This is a genomic window from Halorubrum zhoui (genome assembly GCF_051194155.1).
Taxonomy (GTDB): domain Archaea; phylum Halobacteriota; class Halobacteria; order Halobacteriales; family Haloferacaceae; genus Halorubrum.
This window is the reverse complement of the sequence record NZ_JBLZNJ010000003.1, coordinates 235,218-258,183: the sequence shown is the minus strand read 5'-3', so window position 1 is coordinate 258,183 and position 22,966 is coordinate 235,218. Positions and strand designations below refer to the sequence as shown.

27 protein-coding genes are annotated in these 22,966 nt (G+C 67.4%); 10 read left to right on the top strand and 17 right to left on the bottom strand.

Annotation, left to right across the window (positions count from 1 at the left end):
* Nucleotides 1–14 precede the first annotated feature (14 nt).
* The 3 genes from radB to ACNTAO_RS05485 all read right to left on the bottom strand — a co-directional run bounded on the left by radB (nucleotide 15) and on the right by ACNTAO_RS05485 (nucleotide 2,841).
* Complete coding sequence (radB, locus tag ACNTAO_RS05495) at nucleotides 15–719, bottom strand: DNA repair and recombination protein RadB (RefSeq protein WP_435160969.1); 705 nt, start codon at nucleotides 717–719, stop codon at nucleotides 15–17.
* Between the two features lie 59 nt (nucleotides 720–778).
* A complete protein-coding gene (locus ACNTAO_RS05490; RefSeq protein WP_435160968.1) occupies nucleotides 779–1,414 on the bottom strand; it encodes an IS6 family transposase in 636 nt (211 codons plus the stop codon).
* Nucleotides 1,415–1,485: 71 nt separating this feature from the next.
* A complete protein-coding gene (locus ACNTAO_RS05485; RefSeq protein WP_435160967.1) occupies nucleotides 1,486–2,841 on the bottom strand; it encodes a sodium-dependent transporter in 1,356 nt (451 codons plus the stop codon).
* Between the two features lie 124 nt (nucleotides 2,842–2,965).
* Here ACNTAO_RS05485 and ACNTAO_RS05480 point away from each other — a divergent pair, with 124 nt between their 5' ends.
* Nucleotides 2,966–3,697, top strand: coding sequence for a DUF5781 family protein (locus ACNTAO_RS05480; RefSeq protein WP_435160966.1), 732 nt, complete (start codon nucleotides 2,966–2,968; stop codon nucleotides 3,695–3,697).
* A gap of 44 nt (nucleotides 3,698–3,741) precedes the next feature.
* On the opposite strand, the gene ACNTAO_RS05475 is transcribed toward ACNTAO_RS05480, so the two are convergent.
* Nucleotides 3,742–5,100: a hemolysin family protein gene (locus ACNTAO_RS05475; RefSeq protein WP_435160965.1), complete on the bottom strand. Its 1,359-nt coding sequence runs from the start codon at nucleotides 5,098–5,100 to the stop codon at nucleotides 3,742–3,744.
* 135 nt (nucleotides 5,101–5,235) lie between these two features.
* Between ACNTAO_RS05475 and ACNTAO_RS05470 the strand changes: the two genes are divergently transcribed.
* From ACNTAO_RS05470 to ACNTAO_RS05460, 3 genes are all read left to right on the top strand, one after another.
* Nucleotides 5,236–5,508: a glutaredoxin family protein gene (locus ACNTAO_RS05470; protein ID WP_435160964.1), complete on the top strand. Its 273-nt coding sequence runs from the start codon at nucleotides 5,236–5,238 to the stop codon at nucleotides 5,506–5,508.
* Nucleotide 5,509: 1 nt separating this feature from the next.
* A complete protein-coding gene (locus tag ACNTAO_RS05465) occupies nucleotides 5,510–6,022 on the top strand; it encodes a redoxin domain-containing protein (RefSeq protein WP_435160963.1) in 513 nt (170 codons plus the stop codon).
* A gap of 62 nt (nucleotides 6,023–6,084) precedes the next feature.
* Nucleotides 6,085–6,738: an L-threonylcarbamoyladenylate synthase gene (locus ACNTAO_RS05460; RefSeq protein ID WP_435160962.1), complete on the top strand. Its 654-nt coding sequence runs from the start codon at nucleotides 6,085–6,087 to the stop codon at nucleotides 6,736–6,738.
* A gap of 629 nt (nucleotides 6,739–7,367) precedes the next feature.
* Here ACNTAO_RS05460 and ACNTAO_RS05455 read toward each other — a convergent pair.
* Genes ACNTAO_RS05455 through ACNTAO_RS05440 form a run of 4 tightly spaced genes read right to left on the bottom strand, consistent with a single transcriptional unit; the run spans nucleotide 7,368 to nucleotide 11,492 of the window.
* The gene (locus ACNTAO_RS05455; RefSeq protein ID WP_435160961.1) at nucleotides 7,368–8,072 is read right to left on the bottom strand and encodes an ABC transporter ATP-binding protein; all 705 of its coding nucleotides are present in this window, start codon (nucleotides 8,070–8,072) and stop codon (nucleotides 7,368–7,370) included.
* Nucleotides 8,069–9,031 (bottom strand): ABC transporter ATP-binding protein, encoded by a 963-nt coding sequence (locus ACNTAO_RS05450; protein ID WP_435160960.1) that lies wholly within the window; start codon nucleotides 9,029–9,031, stop codon nucleotides 8,069–8,071. The genes ACNTAO_RS05455 and ACNTAO_RS05450 overlap by 4 nt, the downstream gene beginning before the upstream one ends.
* The gene (locus ACNTAO_RS05445; protein ID WP_435160959.1) at nucleotides 9,028–10,383 is read right to left on the bottom strand and encodes a branched-chain amino acid ABC transporter permease; all 1,356 of its coding nucleotides are present in this window, start codon (nucleotides 10,381–10,383) and stop codon (nucleotides 9,028–9,030) included. Before ACNTAO_RS05445 ends, ACNTAO_RS05450 begins: the two co-directional genes overlap by 4 nt.
* A complete protein-coding gene (locus ACNTAO_RS05440; protein WP_435160958.1) occupies nucleotides 10,380–11,492 on the bottom strand; it encodes a branched-chain amino acid ABC transporter permease in 1,113 nt (370 codons plus the stop codon). Before ACNTAO_RS05440 ends, ACNTAO_RS05445 begins: the two co-directional genes overlap by 4 nt.
* Nucleotides 11,493–11,695: 203 nt before the next feature.
* Here ACNTAO_RS05440 and ACNTAO_RS05435 point away from each other — a divergent pair, with 203 nt between their 5' ends.
* From ACNTAO_RS05435 to ACNTAO_RS05425, 3 genes are all read left to right on the top strand, one after another.
* Nucleotides 11,696–12,622, top strand: a complete 927-nt coding sequence (locus ACNTAO_RS05435) for an alpha/beta fold hydrolase (protein WP_435160957.1) — start codon at nucleotides 11,696–11,698, stop codon at nucleotides 12,620–12,622.
* Between the two features lie 64 nt (nucleotides 12,623–12,686).
* Entirely contained in the window at nucleotides 12,687–13,013 is a 327-nt protein-coding gene (locus ACNTAO_RS05430; protein ID WP_435160956.1) for a cupin domain-containing protein, read from the top strand.
* Nucleotides 13,013–13,390 (top strand): rhodanese-like domain-containing protein, encoded by a 378-nt coding sequence (locus ACNTAO_RS05425; RefSeq protein ID WP_435160955.1) that lies wholly within the window; start codon nucleotides 13,013–13,015, stop codon nucleotides 13,388–13,390. The genes ACNTAO_RS05430 and ACNTAO_RS05425 overlap by 1 nt, the downstream gene beginning before the upstream one ends.
* A 27-nt stretch (nucleotides 13,391–13,417) precedes the next feature.
* Here ACNTAO_RS05425 and ACNTAO_RS05420 read toward each other — a convergent pair whose 3' ends face one another.
* The 8 genes from ACNTAO_RS05420 to ACNTAO_RS05385 all read right to left on the bottom strand — a co-directional run bounded on the left by ACNTAO_RS05420 (nucleotide 13,418) and on the right by ACNTAO_RS05385 (nucleotide 17,946).
* Nucleotides 13,418–14,317, bottom strand: a complete 900-nt coding sequence (locus ACNTAO_RS05420) for a Vms1/Ankzf1 family peptidyl-tRNA hydrolase (RefSeq protein WP_435160954.1) — start codon at nucleotides 14,315–14,317, stop codon at nucleotides 13,418–13,420.
* Nucleotides 14,318–14,381: 64 nt separating this feature from the next.
* Nucleotides 14,382–14,729, bottom strand: coding sequence for a DUF5802 family protein (locus ACNTAO_RS05415; RefSeq protein ID WP_435161359.1), 348 nt, complete (start codon nucleotides 14,727–14,729; stop codon nucleotides 14,382–14,384).
* A gap of 730 nt (nucleotides 14,730–15,459) precedes the next feature.
* Entirely contained in the window at nucleotides 15,460–15,717 is a 258-nt protein-coding gene (locus tag ACNTAO_RS05410; RefSeq protein ID WP_435160953.1) for a DUF3194 domain-containing protein, read from the bottom strand.
* A gap of 4 nt (nucleotides 15,718–15,721) precedes the next feature.
* Nucleotides 15,722–16,105, bottom strand: a complete 384-nt coding sequence (locus ACNTAO_RS05405; protein ID WP_435161358.1) for a prefoldin subunit beta — start codon at nucleotides 16,103–16,105, stop codon at nucleotides 15,722–15,724.
* 155 nt (nucleotides 16,106–16,260) lie between these two features.
* Nucleotides 16,261–16,533 carry a KEOPS complex subunit Pcc1 gene (locus tag ACNTAO_RS05400; protein ID WP_435160952.1) on the bottom strand — a complete coding sequence of 91 codons (273 nt, stop codon included), beginning with the start codon at nucleotides 16,531–16,533 and terminating at the stop codon, nucleotides 16,261–16,263.
* Nucleotides 16,534–16,549: 16 nt separating this feature from the next.
* Complete coding sequence (locus tag ACNTAO_RS05395) at nucleotides 16,550–16,684, bottom strand: DNA-directed RNA polymerase subunit P (protein ID WP_379742324.1); 135 nt, start codon at nucleotides 16,682–16,684, stop codon at nucleotides 16,550–16,552.
* Nucleotides 16,681–16,947, bottom strand: a complete 267-nt coding sequence (locus ACNTAO_RS05390; protein ID WP_435160951.1) for an eL43 family ribosomal protein — start codon at nucleotides 16,945–16,947, stop codon at nucleotides 16,681–16,683. Before ACNTAO_RS05390 ends, ACNTAO_RS05395 begins: the two co-directional genes overlap by 4 nt.
* Before the next feature lie 102 nt (nucleotides 16,948–17,049).
* Complete coding sequence (locus tag ACNTAO_RS05385) at nucleotides 17,050–17,946, bottom strand: winged helix-turn-helix domain-containing protein (protein WP_435160950.1); 897 nt, start codon at nucleotides 17,944–17,946, stop codon at nucleotides 17,050–17,052.
* A 232-nt stretch (nucleotides 17,947–18,178) separates the two neighbouring features.
* On the opposite strand from ACNTAO_RS05385, the gene pyk reads away from it, so the two are divergent.
* From pyk to ACNTAO_RS05370, 3 genes are read left to right on the top strand one after another with little or no spacing between them, the layout of a single operon-like run.
* Nucleotides 18,179–19,936, top strand: coding sequence for a pyruvate kinase (gene pyk / locus ACNTAO_RS05380; protein WP_435160949.1), 1,758 nt, complete (start codon nucleotides 18,179–18,181; stop codon nucleotides 19,934–19,936).
* A gap of 45 nt (nucleotides 19,937–19,981) precedes the next feature.
* On the top strand, nucleotides 19,982–20,206 hold the full coding sequence (locus ACNTAO_RS05375; protein ID WP_435160948.1) for a DUF7312 domain-containing protein: 225 nt from the start codon (nucleotides 19,982–19,984) through the stop codon (nucleotides 20,204–20,206).
* 57 nt (nucleotides 20,207–20,263) lie between these two features.
* Nucleotides 20,264–20,932 carry an NfeD family protein gene (locus ACNTAO_RS05370; RefSeq protein ID WP_435160947.1) on the top strand — a complete coding sequence of 223 codons (669 nt, stop codon included), beginning with the start codon at nucleotides 20,264–20,266 and terminating at the stop codon, nucleotides 20,930–20,932.
* A gap of 48 nt (nucleotides 20,933–20,980) precedes the next feature.
* On the opposite strand, the gene ACNTAO_RS05365 is transcribed toward ACNTAO_RS05370, so the two are convergent.
* Entirely contained in the window at nucleotides 20,981–22,930 is a 1,950-nt protein-coding gene (locus ACNTAO_RS05365) for a helicase HerA domain-containing protein (protein ID WP_435160946.1), read from the bottom strand.
* Nucleotides 22,931–22,966: the final 36 nt, after the last annotated feature.

The following is a 22,966-nucleotide window of genomic DNA, read 5'->3' as shown; positions in this document are numbered from 1 at the left end:
CGGACCCCGCCGCGCTACTCGTCGGCCCGGCCCGCAGCGAGCCCGTCGCCGACGATCTGAAACGTCGCGGTCTCTCCGGCGGGCTTCGACCGGTGTTTCTCGAGCGTCACCCGACGGTTGCCCCGTCTGAATCGCTCGACGCGGAGGATGGTTCCCGTCCAGTGATTGAGCGTGTTGCCGCCGAGCGCGCGATCGCGGTCCGCATCCGGGTCGGTGAACACTTGGTTCGTTATCACGACCGCGAGGTCGTATCGGCGCGCCAGCGAGAGGAGGTGTGTCACTTGTTTGGCGACGCGTCTGAGCGACTGTCCGCCCTCGGTGTCGTCGGCGCGCTCCAACCGGTAGAACCCCGTGGCCGAGTCGAGCACGATCAGACTCACCTCCTCGGCGAGCTCCGCGGCGTCGCGGACGGCCTCCCGCTGGTCCTCGAAGTCGTACGCCTCCGTGATCACGAGCCGCGACGCGAGCTGTTCGACGGTCTCGTCGGTGTGCTCGACGGCGGCCGCCGCGAGCTGTTCGAACCGGTCGAGCGAGAGCCCCTCGGTGTCGACGAACAACGACCGCTGGCCGGCTACGGCAGCCTCGACGGCGGCCGCGAGCGCGAGGTTGGTCTTGCCGGCCGCCGGTGGGCCGTACACCTGCGTGACGACGCCGCGTTCGAAGCCGTCTCCGAGCAGGTCGTCTACGGGGTCACAGCCGGTCGGGATCGGGTCGCTCACTGCGACGCAGTTGGCGACCGATACGACTTAAGCCGTCGGGTTGCCGCCCGGGGTAGTGTTCAGATTAGCTGGTTCCATGCGAAGGCGAACGCTCGAAGCCAAATTTCGACGGTGTCTGCTTCGGCGTGGCTAAAACAGTTTGAGAACTGGTTAGTTCGACGTTTGATTTCTCGAAAGACACGTTCGACGCTGTTCCGATTACCATGTTTTTCGTATCTGTAATCGAGGCCGTGTCGGTGGAGTGCCGCTTGCAGCCACGGTGCAGAATCGACGAGAAAGAGCGCGTCATCGACGAGATGTTTTTCGCGGAGTTCGGAAAGAAACATCTCGGTTATCGCTTGATTTCTCGTCGGAGAGAGCTTCACATGTAGCAAGCGGTTCGTCTTGGGATCGACTGCAGCGTACAGCCAGAACCGTTCGTCATTGAGCTGGATCACGGTTTCGTCGACCGCAACGTGATCCGGGTCGGCACCATCTGCGGGCTGTAGATCGGCCTTCTGCACCCAGTTGTGAACGGTGGACCGACAGCGCCTGACACCCAAACTATCAAGAATCGAGATGGTATTCGAAAGTGATAGTCCAGCCAGGTGGAGTCGAATACCGAGCTTCATCGCCGGCTCGGGTGTCGCCTCTCGCTCCACAAATCCTAACTCGAAGCAGTCGATACCACCGATGAGGCGGGTGATTTCGGGCATAGAGCACTCAGAAATCGCACCGCCTCATCCTTCATCCTTATCTGAACACCGCGGCCGCCCGGGCTGCGCCGTCAGCGCGACGCCATCCACGCGCTGAAGTCGTTCGTGAGGAAGCCGACGTAGTCGAGGACGCCGAGCAGGAGCGAGACCACGATCACGACGGCGACGGGGACGCGAACGGCCCAGATCCACGCGTCGCCGAGCGGACCGAGCCCGCCGGTCCCGGCGGTGAGCTCGTCGAGCGCGTCGGTCGGGATCACCCAGCCGACGAAGCCGGCGAGCAACAGCGAGCCGAGCACGAGTAGGACCCCGTTCGCGAGCCCGTCGAGCAGGTCCAAGACGATCAGGTCGACCGTGACCGGCACGCCGAGCACGAACACCCCGAGGCCGATCGCGACGGCCGCCGGCAGCCGTGAGACGCGCGTCTCGTCGACGACGTACGAGACGAGCACCTCCAAGATACTGATCGCAGACGAGAGCGCGGCGATGCCGACCATCGCGAAGAAGACGGTGCCGATGAGGCGGCCGGCCGGAAGCGTGACGAACGCGCTGGTGAGACTCACGAAGATCGCACCGGGGCCGCCCGCTCCCGGTTCGAGTCCGGCCGCAAAGAGGAAGGGGAAGACGACGAAGCCGACGGTCACCGCGACGAGCGTGTCGAGCGCAGCGATCACGCCGGCGTCGACGAGGAGATTACGACGCTCACCGAGGTACGAGGCGTAGGTTATCATCACGCCCATGCCGAGCGAGAGCGTGAAAAACGCCTGTCCGGCGGCGGCCGGCAGGATGCTCCGCCACTCCTCGAGGACGACGCCAACGTCCGGGGAGAGGTAGTAGGCGTACGCCTCCGCGGCCGCGTCCAGGGTGAATCCGTAGGCGGCGAGCCCGACCAACAACACGAGGATGGCAGGGACCATGAGCGTCACCGCCGTCTCGATGCCACTACGGACGCCGGCTGCGACGATGGCGACCACGAGCAGCATGAAGACGGCGTGAAAGAGGAGCGAGTCGAGTCCAGTAGCGACCTGGCCGAACAGCGTGTTGGCTCCCTCGAGACCACCGACCGCGAAGCCATCGGTGAGCCCGATCAGTGTGTACCGGAGGAACCAGCCGGCAACGACGCTGTAGTACGAGAGGATCGTAAAGCCGGTGACGACGAACAGGTAGCCGACGTACCGCCACGGACCCGTACCAAGCGTTCGCAGGGCCCCGACGGCGTTCAGTCCCGTGCGCCGTCCCACGACGAACTCGACGAGGATCGCCGGCAGCCCGACGCCGACGACGAACGCGAGATAGACGAACAAGAACGCCGACCCACCCTCCTGGCCGGTAACGAATGGGAACCGCCACACGTTCCCCAGCCCGACAGCGCTACCGACGGCCGCGAAGATGAATCCGGCCCGCGTCGCCCACGTCTCCCGTGTCATCGTTGTCGAATCGACCGGGGGCTCGGCGAAAAGGGTGTCCTTTCGGCGCTCGCGTGCGCCAGCGTGACCGGAACACGGGACCGACGCAAGAGACTTACCACCGCATCGCGTGATAGACGTACGCATGGATCTCCGCGTACAGGGCGACGTCCCCCCAGATCCGTTTCTCGGCGCCGCAGACCTGTTCGAGACCGAGTGCTCGCTCGCGGACCCCGTCTACGTCAAGGTCCGCGAGGACCCCGACGAGCGGACCTGGGCCGGCCACTACGCCGACTATCACGTCTTGAACGTCTCTCGGCGGGCGGCGACGAGCGCGATGGCGCGCGAGCTCGCGATCCACGAGCTCTCGCACATGGCGCGCTACGAGGAGGGACACCCCTCACACGTGCAGTCGACCGAGGAGGCGCTGTACCTCGGACTCGCCGGTGAGCGTGTCGAGCGACACAAGCTGGCCCACTGCTATCAGATCGCGAACCACATGAAAGACATCTACGCCGACGACATCACGCTCTCCGTCGCGCCCGCCGACAAGCTCCTCGGGTTTCTCGAGTCAACGCTGGCGGCCGCGATCGCCGACCGACCGGACCCGGCCCCGACCGGCTCGCTCCCGGTGACTGGCGGCGCAGACCCCGAGATCACCGCGGTGAACGCGGCGTTCGCGCTGGCGCTCGTCGAGCGCCACGACCTCGCCCCGCCGAGTCACCGGCTCTACGACCTGGCTCGTGCCGCAGAGAGCGACGCTGCCGGTGTCGATGTCGACGCGTTCAAACGGCGGTTCCTCTCGCTCGGACCCGACCCGACGGCGAGCGACTACCGAAAGGCCCTCGTCGGCGCTGCTCGCGCGTACGCGGTGTGAAGTACGGACGGTCGACGCCGACGCCGCGTGCCGACCCTCGACGGCTACTCGAGCTCGTCGGTGGTCGCTTCCGGCGCGTCGGCGGGTCGTTCGGCCTCGCTGAGGACCGTCACGCGCGCCTTCATGATCCGGGTGTTGTCGACCTGTTCGATCCGGATTCTGACGCCGTCGAACTCGATCTGTTCTCCTTCTTCGACGAGCCTGCCCGCGCGGTTGAATACGAAGCCGGCGAGCGTTTCGAACTCTTCGCCCTCCGGCAGGTCGATGCCGAGCATCTCGTTCACCTCGTCGATGTTCACCTCCCCTTGGACGTACGCGACGTTCTCGTCGAGGAACTCGATCGGCTCCGGCTCGTCGCCCTCGAGGATGTCGCCGACGATCTCTTCGACCATGTCCTCGAGGGTGATGATCCCCTCGGTCGTGCCGAACTCGTCGATGACGATCACCATCTGGAGGCGGTTGTCCTGCATCTCCTCTAACAGCTCGTCGGCGTTCTTCGACTCCGGCACGTGAAGCGTCGGTTTGACCACGCGGGCGAGCGAGGGCTCGCCCTCCGAGTAGTTCAACTCGCGCACCAGGTCACGGACGGAGATGATCCCCACGATGTTGTCTAAGTTCCCGTCGTAGACGGGGATCCGCTCGTGGTCGGCGTGGACACAGCGCTGGATCGCCTCTTCGACGGTCGACCCCTTCGAGACGGCGGTGACGTCGAGCCGCGGCGTCATTACCTCCTTCGCGATGGTGTTGTTGAACCGGAAGATACGGTCGAGCATCTCCCGTTCTTCTTCTTCGATGACGCCCTCGCGCTCGCCCGTCTCGATGATGTTCTGGATCTCGTCGCGGGTGACGTACGACGATTCGATCGCCGACCGCCCGCCGGTGATCCGGTTGACGAGACGGGTGAGATGGTCGAAGAGGACGACGAGCGGAAAGAGGACGTACTCCGAGAGCTTCAGCGGTCGCGCGATGCGCAGCGCCCACGACTCGGTGTTCTCGACCGCGTACGACTTCGGGGCGCTCTCGCCGAACAGGAGCACGAGCGCCGTGATCCCGAACGTCGCGGCCGCGACCGCCTGTCCCTGGCCGAACCCCAAGTAGACGAGCAGCCCCGTCGAGAGCGACGACATCGCGATGTTGACGATGTTGTTCCCGACGAGGATGGTGATGAGCAGCCGGTGCGGGTCCGATTTGAGGGCACGCACCGTCTCCGCGCCCGGAATGCCGTCTTCGACGAGGCTCTCGATACGGTGTTGTGGAAGCGAGAACATCGCGATCTCAGACGAGGAAAAGAACGCCGACAACCCCACCAACACCAGGATGGCCACGACGCCGAGGAGGGCGACCGTCGTCTGCCCGGGAGCCGCAAGCGCGGGGGTCAAAAGCGTACTCGGAGGTAAGCCCATGCTCGCTCACATTCTGTCGGGATGCAGTTAAAGCGTTACCTTCGCGGCCACCGAACGGCGGCGACGTCGGCACCCACACCGCCGAAGCGTGCCGCGGCCGACACGGTTAGGCCACTGGCGCTCCGGACAGGATCCATGCGCGAGCCACAGATCACGCTGTACCGTCTGCAGGCGTGTCCGTTCTGCGAACGCGTCGTCAGGCTGCTCGACGCGTACGACCTCTCGTACCGGTCGCGGTACGTCGAACCGATGCACTCGGCACGCGACGTGGTCAAACGCGTCTCCGGTGCCCGGAGCGTGCCGGCGATCGTCGACCGCGAGACCGGCGTCACCATGTCCGAGAGCGGGAACATCGTCGCGTACCTCGAGCAGACGTACGGGTCGACCGCAGCCGACGGGGGGAGCTGAGATGGACCTCGGATTCGACGTCGTCTCCCTCCCCGAGACGGATCACGTCGCGGTCGGAGAGACGGCACCCGACTTCACGCGGCCGCTCGTCGGACCGGAGTTCTGGGAAGACCGCTCGCTTGCGTCGGTCGTCGACGGCCCCACGCTGCTCGTGTTTCACCCGATGGACGGCGCGTTTCAGACCACCTATATGTACAACGAGCTCGACGAGCGTGGCTGGGTCGACGCGGTCGACGTCGTCGGCGTCTCGATCTCTTCGCCGTACGAGCACGCGGGACTGTTAGCCGACCGCGGGGACGGCGTGCGGGCGTTCAGTGACCCGAGCGCGGCCGTCGCTGCCGACTACGGCGTCACGCACGACATCGACGGCATGGCCGGTGTGACGGAGTGTCGACCGGCCGTTTTCCTCCTCGACGCGGCGCGGACCGTTCAGTACGCGTGGGTCGCAGACGAGCACCCGGCGTTTCCGGAGTACGACGCGGTCGAGGACGCGATCGACGCGCTCGTCGAGTGACGGCGGCGGCCGCCCCGAGACTCGCTACGCTTTTTTCACCCGACCCCGACGGTACGGCCGTGATGGACGGGTCAGGAGACGACTACGCGGACGGTGACGCCGCGGCGGTCGACGACGAGACGCTCGCACAGATCCGACGGGCCGGCACGGCGGTCGCAGACGGCGAGCTCGTCGTCTATCCGACGGAGACGGTGTACGGGCTCGGAGCCGACGCGCTCTCGACGAGCGCGGTCGAGCGCGTGTTCGAGACGAAGGGCCGCGACCGCGACGACCCGCTCTCGCTCGGGGTGACGAGCGTCGACGCCGCGCTGGCTCACACCCGACCGACGTCGCTCGCGACCGCGTTCATGCGCGCGTTCCTCCCCGGCCCCGTGACGGTGGTCGTTGAGCGCGAGGCGAGCGTCCCGGACGCGCTGACCGGAGGCCGCGACCGCGTCGGGATCCGGGTGCCGGACCACCCGATAGCGCTCGCGGTTCTCGAGGAGACGGGTCCATTGACGGCGACGAGTGCGAACGTGTCCGGGACCGGGAGCGTGCAGACGGCCGCTGCGCTCGACGACTCGGTGCGTGCGGCGTCGGCCGTCGTGATCGACGGCGGGCGAACCGGGGGGGCCGAAAGCACGGTCGTCGACCCCGAGCTCGGCGAGCTTCACCGTCGTGGGGCGATGGCAGACGCGATCGAGGCGTGGCTCGCCGACCCACCGACGTCGGCGTGACCACGACCGGTGCCGACCACGATCGGTGCCGACCACGACCAGTGTCGACAACGACCGGCGTCGGCCACGGGCACCCCCGGCCGTTCTTCGACGAACGCCTTCTCGACCCATCTCGCGAGCCGACCGTTGCTCCTCCGCACCCTCCACCTGCTTGACGTGGACACGATCCGATCCACTGCGGTGGCGCGCGCCTCGCGGGCCGCCGGAGGCGTGCCCGCGAGCGCGTGCGAGGGATGAGCGAGTCGCCCGTGGGCGACGAGCGAATCGGTTGGGGAGGGTGTGGCTGAAAGTTGTGTCCGGCTGTCACAGCGTCGTGGTCGTCACAGACGTTCCATCGACGTATGCGAGCGAATTGGTTGGGGAGGGTGTGGCTGAAAGTTGTGTCCGGCTGTCACAGCGTCGTGGTCGTCACAGCCGTTCCATCGAGGTATGCGAGCGAATCGGTTGGGGAGGGCGTGGCACAAGTTGTGTCCGGGCGTCGCGGAGTCGTGTCGTGCACACAGCCCCCACCCTGATCGGATAGAATCGGCCCGAGAGAGTGCGACCGAACGCGCGCCCGGGCACCGCCGAGCCGCCTCGGCGCGCGACTCGCATTCTCTGTTGAGCACCCATCAAAACCGTCCGACTGATCAGCCGCCGAGGAACTCCCGCCGGACCTCTTCGTCGTTCAACAGCGCGGCACCGTCGTCTTCGTAGCGGTTCTGGCCGTTCGCGAGCACGTACCCCCGGTCACAGCGCCTGAGCGCCTCCTTGGCGTTCTGCTCGACCATGAGGACCGCTGTCCCACTCTCGTTGATCTCGTCGATCTTGTCGAACATCTCGTCGACGAGGTCCGGAGCGAGCCCGGCCGACGGCTCGTCGAGCAACAACAGGTCTGGGTCGAGCATCAGCGCACGCCCCATCGCGAGCATCTGTCGCTGGCCGCCACTCATCGTCCCCGCCTTCTGGTCGCGCCGCTGTTCGAGGATCGGGAACCGGTCGTACACCGCTCGGAGCGCGTCCTCCGGCACCGAATCGAGGATGTACGCGCCCATCTCGAGGTTCTCTTCGACGTCGAGTTCGGCGAAGACATTCTCGGTTTGGGGGACGTACCCGAGCCCCTTGTGGATGATCGACTCGGGCTTGGCACCGCTTATGTCCTCGTCGTCGAAGCGCACCGTCCCGCCCATGTACGTGGTCAGTCCGAAGACGGACTTCATCACGGTGGACTTACCGGCCCCGTTCGGCCCGACGATCGTAACGTACTCCTCGTCGTCGACGTCGAGGTCGACGTCGGTGAGGATCTGGAGGTCGCCGTACCCCGCGTCGAGTCCGCGGACCGCGAGGAGGCTCACACCTCACCCCCGAGGTAGGCCTCGATGACGTCCTCGCTCTCTCGAATCGTCGCCGGCGTCCCGTCTTTCAGCACGCGCCCCTGGTGTAACACGATGACGCGCTCGCAGTTGTTCATGATGAGGTCCATGTCGTGTTCGACGATGAGGAAGGTGTACCCCTCCTCGCGCAGCTCGTGGATGTGTTCGAGGAGCCGCTTCTCGAGTGAGGGGTTCACCCCCGCGAACGGCTCGTCGAGAAGCAGCATGTCGGGGTCGGTCAACAGCGCGCGCGCCATCTCGAGCAGCTTCCGCTGGCCGCCAGAGAGGTTGCCGGCGTACTCCTCGGCTAAGTGGTCGATCTCGAAGAAGTCGAGGACCTCCCACACCCGCTCGAGCTGGGCGGCTTCCTCGCGCTCGACCGCCTCGCGCGTGATCGGCAACACCGACCGCCACAGCGCCTCACCAGACTGCCCCTTCGGCGCGAGCATCATATTCTCGAGGACGGTCATCTCCTCGAGCTCCCTCGCGATCTGGAAGGTGCGCGCGAGCCCGCGGTTCGCGATCTCGTGCGGCTGTAAGCCGGTGACGTCCTCGCCGTTGAATCTGACCGTCCCCGCGTCGGGCTCGAGCATCCCGGTGATGAGATTGAACGTCGTCGACTTGCCGGCCCCGTTCGGTCCGATGAGCCCGGTCAGCGTGCCGGCTTCGACGTCGAAGCTGACCTCGTCGACCGCGACGATGCCGCCGAAGGTCTTGCGGAGCCCCTCGACCTCGAGCGGCGTCTCGCGGTCGACGTCGACGTCGGTGGCCACAGCGTCGACTGCGTCACCCGCGACGCTATCGGCACCCCCCGCGTCGTCTGTGGTGTCCACTTCGCTCGCGTCGTCCGTGACGACGCCGGTGTCGCCCGCGTCTGTCGTCACCGACTCGCTATCGGCCGCAGCCGTCGACGACACCACCTCCTCGTCGGTGTCGCTCATCGCGTCTCACCCCCGTCCGTGGCGGCCGACGCGTCGGTCGTCCCGTCCCTGCTCGGTCGGTCGAGGCCGACGCTCGCCGCGACCTCCTTGCGGTGGCCGAGCAGCCCCTCCGGCCGGTTGTGCATGAGCCACACCAACACCGCGCCCATGATCACGAGCCGGAGCTGACTGACGCTGTCGAGCGTGTAGAGGACGAACGGCATCGGATCGAGTGACGCGAACCCCGCCATCGCCTCCCCGAAGTTCCGCGGCGCGTCACCGAGCTCGAAGGCGGCCTCGACCAGGTTCTTCACGTATCGCGGCCCCTCGTACAACAGCCCGGCGAAGATCGCTCCTCCGAGGAAGCTGCCGGTGTTCGAGCCCGCGCCGCCGATGATGAGCGCGATCCAGATGAAGAAGGTGATGTTCGGCCGGAACGACGGCGGGGTGATGCTCCCGCGGCTCGAGTACCACAAGATCCCGCCGAATCCCATCAGCGCCGCTCCGAGCACGAACGCGGTGAGCTTGAACCGATCCGTGTCCTTCCCGAGCGCGTTCGCGACGTCTTCGTCCTCGCGGATGGCCTTCAGGACCCGTCCGAACGGCGAGCGCCCGAGCCGCGTGAGCAACACGTAGAACGCGAACACGCCGACGAGCAGCATGACGCCGTAGAGGAGCCCGTCGACGACCGGCTTCGGGTTGTTCGGGATGAGCGTCTGCTGGACGACGTCGAGGACCGCGAGATACGGCTCCCACAAGAAGACGGTGCGAAGCAGCGCCTCGAGCGGGTCGGTGTAGTTCAAGATGAGGCCACCGCCGCCGCCGAGCCCGACCGTGTCGGCTCGCAGGCCGAGTGCTGCCGGCACCTCGACCGACTGGAACGTCCGCGACATCATCGTGAACCGGATGATCTCGGAGAACGCGACCGTGACGATCGCGAGGTAGTCGGCGCGGAGTCGCAGCGCGGGAAGCGCGACGAGCAGCCCGAACAGCCCCGCGACGAGCACGCCGGCGAGGATGCCGACGCCGAGCGGGAGGCCGAAGCCACCGACCTGTGCGGCACCGCCCTCTGCGACCGGCGGCTTCGAGACGAGTGCGGTCACGTAGATGCCGATTCCCATGAACCCGACGATGCCGATGTTGAACAGGCCGGTGTACCCCCAGTGGAGGTTCAGCGCCAGCGCGAGCATCCCGAACACGCCGACGTAGAAGGTGAGGTTCGCGATGGAGTTCAACTGGCCGCGGAGTCCGTAGCCGAACGCCACCCCCGCGAGCACGTACGCGACGTAGATCACGGCGAGCACCACGAGCACGAGCGACAGGTCCCGGTCGAACAACGCGTCGAACCAGCCGCCGGTGTCGGCACCGCTCATGCTGTCGTCCTCCCGCTGAAGATTCCTTCAGGCTTGAACAGCAAGATGACGATCATGACGACGAACGCCGCGGCTCGGCCGAACTCGGATGGGATCCAGATCACGGAGACCGAGGCGGTGAGGCCGATGATGATACCGCCGCCGATCGCGCCGTAGATGGAGCCGATACCGCCGAGAATCACCGCGGCGAACACGAGCAACAACAACAACCAGCCGTCGTTGAACCCGAGCGTTCCCTTCCAGAGGACGAACATGTACCCGGCGACCCCGGTCAGTCCGCCCCCGACGATCCACGTGGTCCGGATGACCTGTTCGGTCGGGATGCCGGTGATCTGTGCGAGGTCTTCGTTGTCGGACATCGCCCGCATCGCCTTGCCGAGTTTGGTCCGCTGTAACAACAGGTGGACCCCGAGCATGAGCCCGACGGCGACGACCACGAGAGCGATGTCGTGGGCCGTGATTCGCACGGTGCCGTCGAGCATCGGGACGTTCACCCGCGGAACCGATCCCGCGGCGGTCGTCCCCCGCACTCCGGCGCCGAAGACGAACTGGATCAGGTACCGGAGCGCGAACGCGACCCCGATGCTGGTGATGAGCAGCGCGATGCCGCTCTCGTCGCGGATCGGTCGGTAGGCGACGCGGTCGATCGCGAGCGCGAGCAGGACCGCGAATCCTCCAGCGACGACTGCGCCCAAGAGCACGGCGAGCGGGGCGGTGGTGACGCCGATGCCGAGTGCGCCGCCGAACACCGACCCGCCGGCCCCGACGAGCAACAGCGGTCCGATGCTGTTCTCGCCGATCCCGGCGACGAGGTAGCTCGTCGCCATCCCGGCGAACGCGCCGCTCGTGAGATAGTCGCCGTGTGCGAAGTTCGCGAAGTTGAGAATACTGTACGTCATCGACAGTCCGATACCCGCCAGCCCGATGATGAGTCCTCGAAGCAGCCCGTCCCAGACGAGAGACGCGAGGCTGCTCACCTGGACCCCCCCGCTCAGTAGCCCGCTCACGAGAGAGAGGACCATCCAGAGGACGACCAGCGCGACCCCGATGGCGAGCGGATCCCCGGCGAGAGTTTGACGGTATCGGCCGTACGTGTCAGCGATACTCACGTGATAACACTCCTCAGAATACCGTGTGAAATCAACGTATAAGACGTTTACTACCTCTCGGGCCGTGGGACCGTGGCGTTCCTGTGGGACCGTCGACGGTTTCGCGGATCGAACCCCCGATCGAGCCGACGCGCCGTCCGACCCCGGCGGTCCGTAGCCAACGAAAGGTAAGTATTTCTCCACCAGGCCGTTCGATTGTCAGTATGTACGCCTCGCACGCACCCACCTCGGAGTCGGACGTCCCGGCCGACGAGATCCCCGACTCGATACCGGCTCGGTCGCGACTGATCGAGACGAACGACGTCCGGTTACACGTCGTCGAGGCGGGTCCAGTAGACGGGCCCTTGCTGGTGCTGCTCCACGGCTTCCCGGAGTTCTGGTACGGCTGGCACGAGACGATCGCGACGCTCGCGAACGCGGGGTATCGCGTCGTCGTGCCAGATCAGCGCGGCTACAACCTGTCGGCGAAGCCGCCCGACGTCGCCGACTACCACGTCGACGAACTCGCCCGCGACGTGGTCGGACTAGTCGACGCCTACGACCGCGAGACGGCCGCTGTCGCCGGCCACGACTGGGGGGCGGCCGTGGGGTGGTGGCTCGCGATCCACCACCCGAACCGACTCTCGGCGTTCGTCGCGGTCAACGTCCCACATCCGACGGTCTTCGAGCGCGCGCTCCGCGGCTCGTGGGACCAGCGGCTCAAGAGCTGGTACGTCCTCGCCTTCCAACTCCCGCGACTTCCCGAGGCCGTCGCCCGGGCCGATAACTGGCGGCTCGCAGCGCGGAGTCTCCGCGAGACGAGTGCGCCGGGGACGTTCACCGACGACGACCTTCGCCGGTATCGCCGGGCGTGGGACCGGCCGGGTGCGTTCGAAGCCATGGTGAACTGGTATCGAGCGATCGCTCGCGATCGCCCGCGTCCAGCCACCGCCCGCGTCGAGGTGCCGACGCTCGTGGTCTGGGGCGCACGCGACCGGTTCCTCGAAAAACGACTCGCCGGTGAGAGCGTCGACCACTGTGTGAACGGCCGTCTGCACACGATCGACGAGGCGACCCACTGGGTGGTCCACGAGTATCCACACCGCGTCGCCGACGCGATCGCCGACCACGTCGACCCGATGTCGTCGTGAGGCCCGGTCGAGACGGTCGGCCTCGGCCGACGCGTTTTATACCTCGCGTCACGAGCGTCTCGACATGACGCTCGACCGATACGCAGACGCCATCGACGACTGCGACCCGGGACGTGGTGCGGTCGCCACCGCAGAGGTCGTCGTCTCCGACGACGTCCTCGTGAAGGCCTTCGTCCTCGGTCCGGGCGGGGCGGTCGACCCACACGAGCACGCCGACGCGACGAACGTGTTCCACGTGCTCGAAGGCGAACCGACGGTCGTCCGCGACGGCGACGCCGAACGGCTCGCCGCGCCCGCCGTCGTGTACAACGCCCGCGGCGTGGTTCACGGCGCCCGCAACGAGACCGACGAGCGCGCGGTGCTCACCGCGAGCCTCTCTCCCCTCCCCTGATGGACGGCGAGATATCTCCGACGGAGGTGGCCACGCTGCTCGAGTCCGGCTCCGACGACGCCGAGCTCCGGATCGTCGACATCCGTAGCGAGCGCGCGTTCGACCGCGGCCACCTCCCCGAGAGCGAGTCGATCCCGTTCCCGCAGCTGACAACCCGGGTCGACGAGCTGACCGGCGCCGATCGCATCGTGACCGTGTGCCCACACGGGATCTCGAGTCGGCAGGCCGCCCAGCTCATCGCCAGCTACCAGGGAACGACGGACGCCCGCGTCGAGAGCCTGGACGGCGGCGTCGAGGCCTGGGAACGACAGGGACGCGAGCTCGTCGAGTCGCCCGCTCCGGACGCGACAGCGGAGGGACCGGACGCGCCGTTCTGAGACGACCGCCCACGTCTCGGTGACCGCTCACACGGCCTGTACACGCACCGTCCAGAAGTCGCGGAAGGCGTCCGTCAGCGCTTCTTCTGGCGGTCCCGTCGCGTCGGTCACGTCGGTGTGGTCGGCGAGTTCGCGAACCTCTCCTAGGACGCTCCGTTCGCCGACGACGATCGTCCGGTCCACGTCGGTCGCGTCTTCGAGGACCGACCGCGCGTCCTCAAGGTGGCCGGCGATCTGTCCCTCCCGCCGGCGTTCGAACCGCCCCTGTGAGAACCCTCCCTTCGAGTGTGCGGCCTTGACGTCGGTCGTGAACCCCTCGACGTCGACGCGCTCGCCGGCCTCGTACACGCCGCGAGCGAAGGTGTCGGAGCGCACCACCGCGAACGCGAACCGACCGGTCGGTCGGAACCAGCGCGCGGGCAGCCGTGGACGCGTGGCCCAGCGGTCGAACGGCTCCGGCGGGATCGGGACGGAGAGCGCGGCGCTCACCGCGCCGGTGTCGTCGGCAACCACGACCGCCGGTGCGGCCCGGCGAACCAACCGGCTGCGGTCGCCGAAGTGGTCGCGGACTGACGCCGGGACGGCGTCGTCGCTCGGCACGAAGGCGGTGAGGACGCCCTCTGGGTCGTCGCTCTCGACGGCTCGGAGCCGGCCGAGCACGTCGGCGACGCCCGACCCGAACGCCGTCGTCGTGTGGCGGAACGCGAACGAGGGGTCGTCGCGTTCGGCGCGTTCGACCCGGTCTTTGAGCGACGTGATCCGGTCTTCGAGGCGGTTGATACGGGCCTCTGCGCGCTGGCGGTCCGCGACGGCGTCGGATCGACGCTCGGACTCGGCTTCGACGCGTCGCTCGAGGTGGTGTTTTTTCGACTCGAGCTCGTCGATGCGGTCTTTCAGTTCGGCGCGGCCGAGGAGGCGGTCGATCATGTGCATCGATCGACCGCCGGGCGCAAAGCGTCGTCGCCATCGAACGGGGCGACGCGACGACTCCTCACACGTCGACGGCCGGCTCCCAGCCCTCCCAGCGGAGGAGCCGTTCCGCCCGGTCGGCGTCGGCGAGGAGGACGCCCCGTTTCGACGGGAGGCCGTCGTCCGGAGCGAGCTGTCGTGGAATCGCGAGGGTCCCGCTCGGCACGCCGTCGTCGGCACCGACCGGGAGGTGACCGGTGCCCAGCTTCATCACGAGCGGCGCGTCGAGCCGAGCGATCCCCTCGCCGTCCGCGTAGAGCTGTTCGTTTACGCGCTCGTGGTCGGCCCGGTGGATGACGGCGCGGTCGCCGTCGTGTGGTTCCACGTACAGTTCACCCAGGTAGTACCCGCTCGAGAACCGTTCGAACATTCTGTGCATGAGACACTCTACCACGACACTACATAAGCGTTTCTCGCCCCCCGACGGGCCGTTGTGCCTGTGGTGGCTCGCCGCACGCATTTGTGCGGTGGCGCGCGCCTCGCGGGCCGCCGGAGGCGTGCCCGCGAGCGCGTGCGAGGGATGAGCGAGGTGGCGAAGCCACCGAGCGAATCGGCTGGGGAGGGTGTGGAGAAGTGGTGCCCGGCTGTCGCGCGGTCGTCTCGGTCACACACCCACCACGCACGTACGAGAGCGAATCGGCTGGGGAGGGTGTGACCAAGTAGTGTCCGGCGGTCGCGGGGTCGTCGCGTCGATCACGAACTCACCAGCTGCGTATGCGAGCGAATCGACTGGGGAGGGTGTGACCAACTGGTGCCCGGCTGTCGCAGGTCGTCTCGGTCACACAATCACCGTACACGTACGAGCGCGAATCGGCCCGGGAGGGTGTGGGTTAACCGGCGTCCGAACGCCGGGTCGTATTTACGCGCCCGAGTCCCGACTGCCATGCGCGCGCACGGCGACTGGGACGACGTGACTGCAACGGAGAAGCCGTGGTCGCAACAGAGAAGCCGAGACTGCAACAGAGAAGCCGTGGCTGTGACCCGTGACTGGCCGTCGACGAGTCACACGACGCGTACGGCTTCACCCGGGTCTGCGAGCAGCTCGGCCGACGTGCTCGACGCCGTCTACCGGCTTCGTGAACGAGGCTCGCGCTCGCCGATTACCCGTCGAACAGCTCGTCGACGGCATCGCCGGCGGCCTCAGTCGCGGCCGTCGCGACGGCCTCGGGGTCCGGGTCGTCCGGGGCATTCACGTAGACGTCGACGTCCAAGACCCCGGCCTCGAACGTGACCGTCACGTCGAGGTCGCGCACCGCCGACTGGTCGTAGTGCTCGAAGACGACCCGCTCGGCTGCCGACGCCGCGGTCTGGACGACCGCCTCGTCGGTCGGCTCCGCACCCGTCGGCTCCTCACTCATCGGCTCACGCGCCGCCGGCACCCGGGCCACCGGGGCCCATCGGACTGCCGCCCGCGCCGCCCTGAAGCATCTGCTGGAGCTCACCTTGCAGACTCTCGAACTGGTCTTGGACGCGCTCTTCTTGCTTCTCGAGCTGCTCGACGCGAACCTCGAGGGAGTCGACTTTGTTCTCGAGGTCCTCGTGTGCGGACGCGTAGTCGGTCTCGACGAGTACCTCGCCGATCTCACGGTACATCTCGGCGTCCTCGTCGACGTCGTCGAGCGCGTTGAGGGCCGTCTTCGACTCGGTGAGCGCCGTCTTCGCCTGCTCTTTCTGCTGGGCCACCTGCTGGGCGGTCTCTTGGAGGTCCTGCAGCTCCTCGATCTTCTCCTGTGCCTCGGGCGGCATGTTCCCTTGCATGCACGTGAGGAGGCCGCCCGGAGGGAAAAACCCCCGACTTCTCCGTCGGCGAGCGCCATCGACGTGAAGCGCCGGCACAGCCGCTGCATCGACGATTCGTGGGCTGACCCCGCGACGCTCTTCACGCCGGTCGACGACCACCGTCACCGCGACCGATGTCCGACGCGCTCTGCGACCGCGAGCAGTCGCGACCAGCTCGTGACGCCCGCGCGAAGTGCGGCGAGGTCGTCGGCACCCACGTGGATCTGAACGGTCGCGTCCGTCCGAGAGACGGTCGCACGGGCGCGAGACGCGTCGAGTTCGCCGACCTCCGGCGAGAGCGCAGCCGCGACGAGGCGTGCGCGCGGCTCGTCGGCGTACTCGAAGGTGAGCGTCGTCTCGTGGGTGAACGGGTCCGCGTCGGATCCGCGGCTCATCGCGGCACGGAACGCCTCACTCGACGTCGACTTCTTTGATGCCGCCGCCGCGTTCTTTCAACAGCACGCGGTGGCCACAGTACGGGCAGCGAACCCCCCCGTACTCGTCGAGGGTGACGTCGCGTTTACAGCGGGAACAGCGGTAGCTCATTCGTCGTCGGCGAGTGCGGCGCGGATGGAGCGGCGAACGGTCCGTCCGCCGGGCGTCTCTGGGCGGTACGCCCCACCGGTGAACGTCTCGCCGGTCTCCTCGTTCACCCAGATACCCGTGCCGACGCGCGTGACGTCGTCGCCGTCGACGGTCGCCTCCCGCATCTCCGCTTCGATGTCTTTGACCCGCTTTCTGGCGACGCGGCCGTAGCGGGCGCCGAATCGGCCCGCACTGCCGGTGCTTCGAGCCTTGTCCTCAGCCATAGTGGACTCACGTACCGCCAGCGCGGGTAAAAAGGCTACGAGTCGGGGCGCATCCCCTCGACGGCGGCCGCACGCCGCGGCGACGCTCGCCGGACGCTCACCTCACGACTCACGGGTGACGTCGAGCTCCTCGTCGACGACGAATCGGACCGCGTCGTCCGTCTCGAAGACCATCCCGTCTGCTCGGCGGTCGACGTCCCAGCTCAGCGCCGTCGCCAGCCGATCCCATCCCGGGTCGACCGCGCGGTCGATGAAGTAGTCGGCCATCGGATCACGGTCGTCGGTCGCACTGAGTGGGTTCGTCACCCGATGCTGGCCGCAGTGAGTACACGCCAACACGACGAGTCCGTCGTGTGTCACGTGCCGTAACAGGTCTGGTTCGCCCCGGGCGTTCTCCCGACGGGGAAGCGTCACGTGCACGTCGTGGCCGCACGTCGGACAGAAGCCGCGCGCCATCGCTCGGTACACGCACATATATCGCTGGTGGACGCGCTCGAACACGGTCTCGATGTCGATGCCGTCCACGCCCGAGGGAGGGTAAGGCAGCGCAGAGAGCGTTCCCGTCGGGAATATCTCCGTGTCGACGGCTCCCGAACAGCTCGGACACCGAGTCACGACGAATCCGTTCGCGTAAAACACCTCGACCCGCTCGCCACAGAGGTAACACGACGAGTCGATCCGTTTGGGCGCGACCCGTGGATCCTCGGTGAGCGTTCCCGTCCGTCGCAGCCGAACGATCTCGCGGCCGCGTTCCGTGAGTCGGTACGCGTCGCCGAACTTGATGACGAACTCGTCGGTGAGCCGATCGAGGTGGTAGTTGAAGCGCCCGCTGTCGTCGATCCCGACCGCCTCCCTGATCGACGAGTAGCTGGTCTCCCCCGAGAACGGCCCCGGTACGACCGTCCGGTCGTACAGCGCGTCGAGGATCGCCAACCGAATCTCGCTGTCGAGCACGGAGAACACCAGTGCGTCGCGTGACCGGGCGGGCGGACCATCCATCTGTCAACTGTACTGAGTAGTGCTCGGGTATATATGTAGGACATGCTGACACGATTTGCGCCCTCAGAGCAGACGCTCACACACCGGTGTGAATCTGTCCGTATCGTCCACGATCGACTCCGTCGAATCGACCAGTATCGGGCCGCAGCGGGGCTCACATGCGATTTCTCTCTGGCTGTCGTCTCCGAGGCGGACCGTGTAGCTTTTTCCACCCCTCCGCCGAACGTCAGGTATGCGAAACGCCAAGATCGTCTGCACGCTGGGTCCAGCGTCGGACGACCGCGCGGTCATCGAAGATCTCGCCGAAGCGGGGATGTCCGTCGCCCGACTCAACGCCAGCCACGGAACGACGGCCCACCGCGAGGACGTTATCGAACGCGTCCGTGCCGTCGACGACGCCATCGAAGACCCGCTCGCGGTCATGGTCGACCTCAAAGGCCCGGAGGTACGCACCGCCGAGATCGACGAGCCGACCCACCTCACCGACGGATCGACGGTGACGCTGGCGGCGGGCGACGACGCGACCCCGGAGCACGTTGGACTCTCCCACTCGATCGCCGACGCAAACCCCGGTGACACGGTGTTACTCGACGACGGACGGATCGAGTGTCGCGTCGAATCGGTCGAGGACGCATCGGTCGTTGCGACGGTCGTCTCCGGCGGCGAACTCGGCTCTCGAAAGGGCGTCAACCTCCCGGGCGTCGACATCGACGTCGACCTCATCACCGACGAAGACGAGGCCGAACTGCGGCTCGCCGCGCGCGCGAACGCCGACTTCGTCGCGGCCTCGTTCGTCCGGGACGCCGCAGACGTGTACCGCATCGCCGACACCCTCGAAGCGTACGGCGGCGAGGACATCCCGGTGATAGCGAAGATCGAGCGCGCCGGCGCCGTCGAGAACCTCACCGGAATCGTCGAGGCTGCAGACGGCGTGATGGTCGCCCGCGGCGACCTCGGCGTCGAGTGCCCACTGGAGGACGTCCCGATCATTCAAAAGCGGATCATCCGAACCTGCGTTGAGGCGGGCGTCCCGGTCATCACGGCGACCGAGATGCTCGACTCGATGGTCCACTCGCCGCGACCCACCCGCGCGGAGGCCTCGGACGTCGCCAACGCGGTCCTCGACGGGACCGACGCGGTGATGCTCTCGGGTGAGACGGCGATCGGTGAGCACCCGGCGGCAGTCGTCGAGACGATGGACCGAATCGTCAGGGAAGTCGAACACAGCGCGGAGTACGCCGAGACACGCGAGCAGCGGGTTCCGGCCGCCACGGACGACTCGCGGACCGAAGCGCTCGCACGCTCTGCGCGGTACCTCGCGCGCGACCTCGGCGCCTCGACGGTCGTCGCGGTCTCAGAATCGGGGTACACCGCCCGGAAGACGGCGATGTTCCGTCCGGGCGTCCCGGTCGTCGCGACCACGCCGAACGACCGCGTGCGGAGACAGCTCGCGCTCTCGTGGGGCGTCCAACCCGTGCAGACGGCGTACGCAGGCGACATCGAGGCGGTCCTCGACAACGCCGTCGACGCCGCACTCGAGACCGGCGCGGCCGACTCCGGCGACACGCTCGTCGTCCTCTCCGGCATGTTGACCGAACTCGAGGGAACGAACGCGACGAACACGCTCAAGGTGCACGTCGCCGCCGAGACGGTCGCCACGGGCAAAGCTGCCGTCGCTGGCCGCGTCGCCGCCCCGGTCTACCGGACCGAGGACGGCGACCTCACCGCGGTCCCCGACGGGTCGATCGTCGCGTTACCCACGACGTTCGCGGGCGAGTTCACCGGTGATCTCGATCGTATCGCTGGGATCGTCGACGCGCGACCGGGAATGACCGGCTATCCGGCCGTCGTCGCGCGCGAGCTCGCCGTGCCGATGGTGTCGAACGCCTCGATACCGGAGTCGATCGCCGACGGGGACGTCCTCACCGTCGACGGCGAGCGCGGCGTCGTCTACGAGGGTGACGTCGTCACCCCGGGCCGGCAGCGGTAGTCGCGGTCCACCAACCATTTACTCACCCCCGTCGTACCGTGGCCAATGAGCCGTGACGACGCCCGGCACCGGGCGAACGAGACCCGAACCGACGGCGACGGCAGCGAGTGGCGATTCAGCCTCGACGAGGTCGGTCCCGACGGTGTCACCGAAGACACCGCGACGCCCGCCTCGACACCCATCGAGCCCGAGTCTATCGACCCCGAGAACGCGCTCTTCGTGGTGCTCGGTGTCGCACTCACCGTCGCCGTGTTGGTGCTCGGGTTCTGAGCACGACGACCCGCCACGCGAACGACCACTTATCCACCTCGCAGTCGTAGGTCACATATGGACGTGCTCGCACAGGGAGGACTCGTGGGGCCGGACACGCTGCCACTGTTGTTGTTGACGGCCGGACTGCTGTTGGCGATGGCCGAGGCGATCGCGCCTGGGGCGAACTTCATCGTCGTCGGGATCGCGCTGATCGGTGCCGGACTCGGTGGACTGCTCTTCGCGACGCTCGGCGTCGCCGGCGGTGTGCTCACGCTTTTAATGACGGCGCTCACGCTCGTCTTCGGTGCCGCGGCGTTCTACGGCTACCACGAGTTCGACCTGTACGGGGGCAAGGGTCAACAACAGACGCGCGACCGAGAGAGCCTCACCGGTACGACCGGGACGGTCGCAGAGACGGTCACCCCGCAGGGCGGCCAGGTGAAACTCGAGGGTGGCGGATTCAACCCACACTACTCGGCGCGGTCGATCGACGGCACGATCCCCGAAGGCCAAGACGTCATCGTCGTCGACCCCGGCGGCGGCAACGTCGTCACCGTGGAGTCGATGGCGTACGTCGAAGACGACATCGATCGTGAACTCGCCGCCGAGCGAGCCCGAACGGAGGCCCGGTCGGAGCCGGCGGACGACACGAGTGACGACGCGGTCAGCAGCGATCGGGACAGCGCCGACGCGGCCGACGACGATGTGATCGCCGAGTCGACACGCGACGACGCGGAGTCGTAGCTCACGCTCGTCCGTGCACTCACGCGGTCGATCGACGTCGTCGTCCCGTCACTCGGGGTCGTCGTTCGACCGCGCCCCCTTCGCCGCGAGCCGACGAGCCGCGTCGCTCAGGCCGCCCGTGTCGGACGAGAGCGCGGCGTCGGCTCCCGGAGCTTCGGTGTCGCCCGTCACCGGAGACCCAGCCGCCGCCCGCGATGCGTCGGTCGTCGTGGTCGGCTCGTCTGATCCTGTCGACTCTCCCGCTCCCGCCGGCGGCTCGTCGTCCGTCGACTCGCCGCCTGGCGTCGACCGCTCGTCGGGAGGGACGAACGCGGTCTCGACCGCCGTGACCATCTCCTCGACGGTCGGTTCGTCGAGGCGGTCGGCGTACGCCTCGCGGACGAGATCGGGGACGGCGTAGGCGTAGTGTCCCTCGCCGGTGTGTCTGATGAGCCCCGCCGTCCGGATGGGTCGCTGGCGGCTGTAGGCGTGCCCACGGTCGCCGTCGCCACCCGCGTCGATGTGCGCTGTCACCGGCTCGCTCGTCCCCTCGCGGCGGTAGTGGCGAAGCATGTCGCGTGAGAGCGGCGGCAGCGACGCGACCCGTCCTTTGAGCTCCTCGATGACCGCCTCTCTGGTGCCGAGTTCGACCGCGTCGTCGAACTGGAGCGCTCCGGCGACGACGTCGGCCCGCGTCACCGGCTCCACTGGATTCTCACCGGCGTCTGCCTCGACATCGCGTTCGTCCTCGTCGGCGTCACGTCCGCTGGCATCGCGTTCGTCCTCGTCGGCGTCACGTCCGTCGCCGCTCCCGGCCACGGTCGCCTCCCGTGCTGCCGTCTCGGTCGCCGCCGAGCCAGCGTCCGCGCTCGCGTCGCCGGCGGCGGACTCGTACGCCTCGAGGTCCGCCTGGGCGGCGCGCCGCTGTGAGGCGACGGAGCCGCCGGGACCGCCCCGGTACGACGCCCCGGCCTTCCCGAGCAGCGCCTGTGCGAACTGGTCGGCCATGTCGCTGAGGTCGCGTGCGTCCTCGAGTTCGCGTTCGAGCTGGCGAATCCGTTGGTCGCGTTTCTCGAGCTCCTGTCGGAGGTCCGCGAGCTCGGACTCGCGTCTGGCGGTCTCTTCTGAGATCGACCGGAGGTCGCCGACGAGGTCGTCGGAGACCGACTTGAGTTCGGGCCGCTCGAAGTCATCGAGTCCGGGCGTGGCTCCCGCGTCGAACGTCTGTTTGCGGTGGAACTGGATCCGCCGAATGGACTCGTCCCAGTCGGTCATCAAGAACGCCTCGCCGTCACGGAGGTCCTCGACCGCGCTCGCGTACGTGGAGCCGAGGATCCGGCCGACGACCTTCGTGTCGTTGTCCCAGGTGAGCCGGTGCCAGCAGAGCCAATCACACTGGGTGATGAAGTCCTTTTTTACGTCTGCGGGGCGCTGGCTGATCCCGACGATGCCGAGTCCGTGTTTCCGCCCGCGTTTGCCCACCTTGATCAGCATCTTGCCCGTCTCGTCCATCCCGCCGCCCTCCGGGATGTACTCGTGACACTCCTCGACGACGAGCAAGAACGGCTTCTTGAGCCGCTTCTCCTTGGCGAAGAGGTGTTTGGTGACCTCCAACAGTAGCTCGTTGGCGACCGACTCCTCGAGGTAGCCGGAGACGTCGAGGATGATCGGCACGTTCTGTTCTAACGCCAGCGTCGCCAGCTTCTCTGCGTGTTCCGGGGAGACGACGATGTCGCACTCGTCGTCTGCGCCGGCGTGAAGGATCTCGTACGCTTCTTTGAGGCCGTAGTACTCTCCGTCGGTGTCGACGATCATGACGGGCAGCCCATTTGACAAGAGATTCTCGATAACGACCGACGCGGTGTTGCTCTTGCCCGAGCCGGACTTCCCCGTGATGAACGACCGCCCGGTAAGCACGTCGACGACCGGGAGTTCGACCGGTGACCCCGGCTCGGCTGTCGCGTCGCCGCCCATCCCCTCGCTGACGTCGGCGACGTGGATCGCCTCCTCCTCGGCCATACCGCTTGTGGGATCCGCTTCCCTCATAAAGTGTCG

Bases quoted from the DNA above. Each gene is read 5' to 3' on its own strand.
- ACNTAO_RS05490 (WP_435160968.1), bottom strand. From the start codon at position 1,414: ATGCCCGAAATCACCCGCCTCATCGGTGGTATCGACTGCTTCGAGTTA.
- ACNTAO_RS05485 (WP_435160967.1), bottom strand. From the start codon at position 2,841: ATGACACGGGAGACGTGGGCGACGCGGGCCGGATTCATCTTCGCGGCC.
- ACNTAO_RS05480 (WP_435160966.1), top strand. From the start codon at position 2,966: ATGGATCTCCGCGTACAGGGCGACGTCCCCCCAGATCCGTTTCTCGGC.
- ACNTAO_RS05475 (WP_435160965.1), bottom strand. From the start codon at position 5,100: ATGGGCTTACCTCCGAGTACGCTTTTGACCCCCGCGCTTGCGGCTCCC.
- ACNTAO_RS05470 (WP_435160964.1), top strand. From the start codon at position 5,236: ATGCGCGAGCCACAGATCACGCTGTACCGTCTGCAGGCGTGTCCGTTC.
- ACNTAO_RS05465 (WP_435160963.1), top strand. From the start codon at position 5,510: ATGGACCTCGGATTCGACGTCGTCTCCCTCCCCGAGACGGATCACGTC.
- ACNTAO_RS05460 (WP_435160962.1), top strand. From the start codon at position 6,085: ATGGACGGGTCAGGAGACGACTACGCGGACGGTGACGCCGCGGCGGTC.
- ACNTAO_RS05450 (WP_435160960.1), bottom strand. From the start codon at position 9,031: ATGAGCGACACCGACGAGGAGGTGGTGTCGTCGACGGCTGCGGCCGAT.
- ACNTAO_RS05445 (WP_435160959.1), bottom strand. From the start codon at position 10,383: ATGAGCGGTGCCGACACCGGCGGCTGGTTCGACGCGTTGTTCGACCGG.
- ACNTAO_RS05435 (WP_435160957.1), top strand. From the start codon at position 11,696: ATGTACGCCTCGCACGCACCCACCTCGGAGTCGGACGTCCCGGCCGAC.
- ACNTAO_RS05430 (WP_435160956.1), top strand. From the start codon at position 12,687: ATGACGCTCGACCGATACGCAGACGCCATCGACGACTGCGACCCGGGA.
- ACNTAO_RS05425 (WP_435160955.1), top strand. From the start codon at position 13,013: ATGGACGGCGAGATATCTCCGACGGAGGTGGCCACGCTGCTCGAGTCC.
- ACNTAO_RS05420 (WP_435160954.1), bottom strand. From the start codon at position 14,317: ATGATCGACCGCCTCCTCGGCCGCGCCGAACTGAAAGACCGCATCGAC.
- ACNTAO_RS05415 (WP_435161359.1), bottom strand. From the start codon at position 14,729: ATGTTCGAACGGTTCTCGAGCGGGTACTACCTGGGTGAACTGTACGTG.
- ACNTAO_RS05410 (WP_435160953.1), bottom strand. From the start codon at position 15,717: ATGAGTGAGGAGCCGACGGGTGCGGAGCCGACCGACGAGGCGGTCGTC.
- ACNTAO_RS05405 (WP_435161358.1), bottom strand. From the start codon at position 16,105: ATGCCGCCCGAGGCACAGGAGAAGATCGAGGAGCTGCAGGACCTCCAA.
- ACNTAO_RS05400 (WP_435160952.1), bottom strand. From the start codon at position 16,533: ATGAGCCGCGGATCCGACGCGGACCCGTTCACCCACGAGACGACGCTC.
- ACNTAO_RS05395 (WP_379742324.1), bottom strand. From the start codon at position 16,684: ATGAGCTACCGCTGTTCCCGCTGTAAACGCGACGTCACCCTCGACGAG.
- ACNTAO_RS05390 (WP_435160951.1), bottom strand. From the start codon at position 16,947: ATGGCTGAGGACAAGGCTCGAAGCACCGGCAGTGCGGGCCGATTCGGC.
- ACNTAO_RS05385 (WP_435160950.1), bottom strand. From the start codon at position 17,946: ATGGATGGTCCGCCCGCCCGGTCACGCGACGCACTGGTGTTCTCCGTG.
- pyk (WP_435160949.1), top strand. From the start codon at position 18,179: ATGCGAAACGCCAAGATCGTCTGCACGCTGGGTCCAGCGTCGGACGAC.
- ACNTAO_RS05375 (WP_435160948.1), top strand. From the start codon at position 19,982: ATGAGCCGTGACGACGCCCGGCACCGGGCGAACGAGACCCGAACCGAC.
- ACNTAO_RS05370 (WP_435160947.1), top strand. From the start codon at position 20,264: ATGGACGTGCTCGCACAGGGAGGACTCGTGGGGCCGGACACGCTGCCA.
- ACNTAO_RS05365 (WP_435160946.1), bottom strand. From the start codon at position 22,930: ATGGCCGAGGAGGAGGCGATCCACGTCGCCGACGTCAGCGAGGGGATG.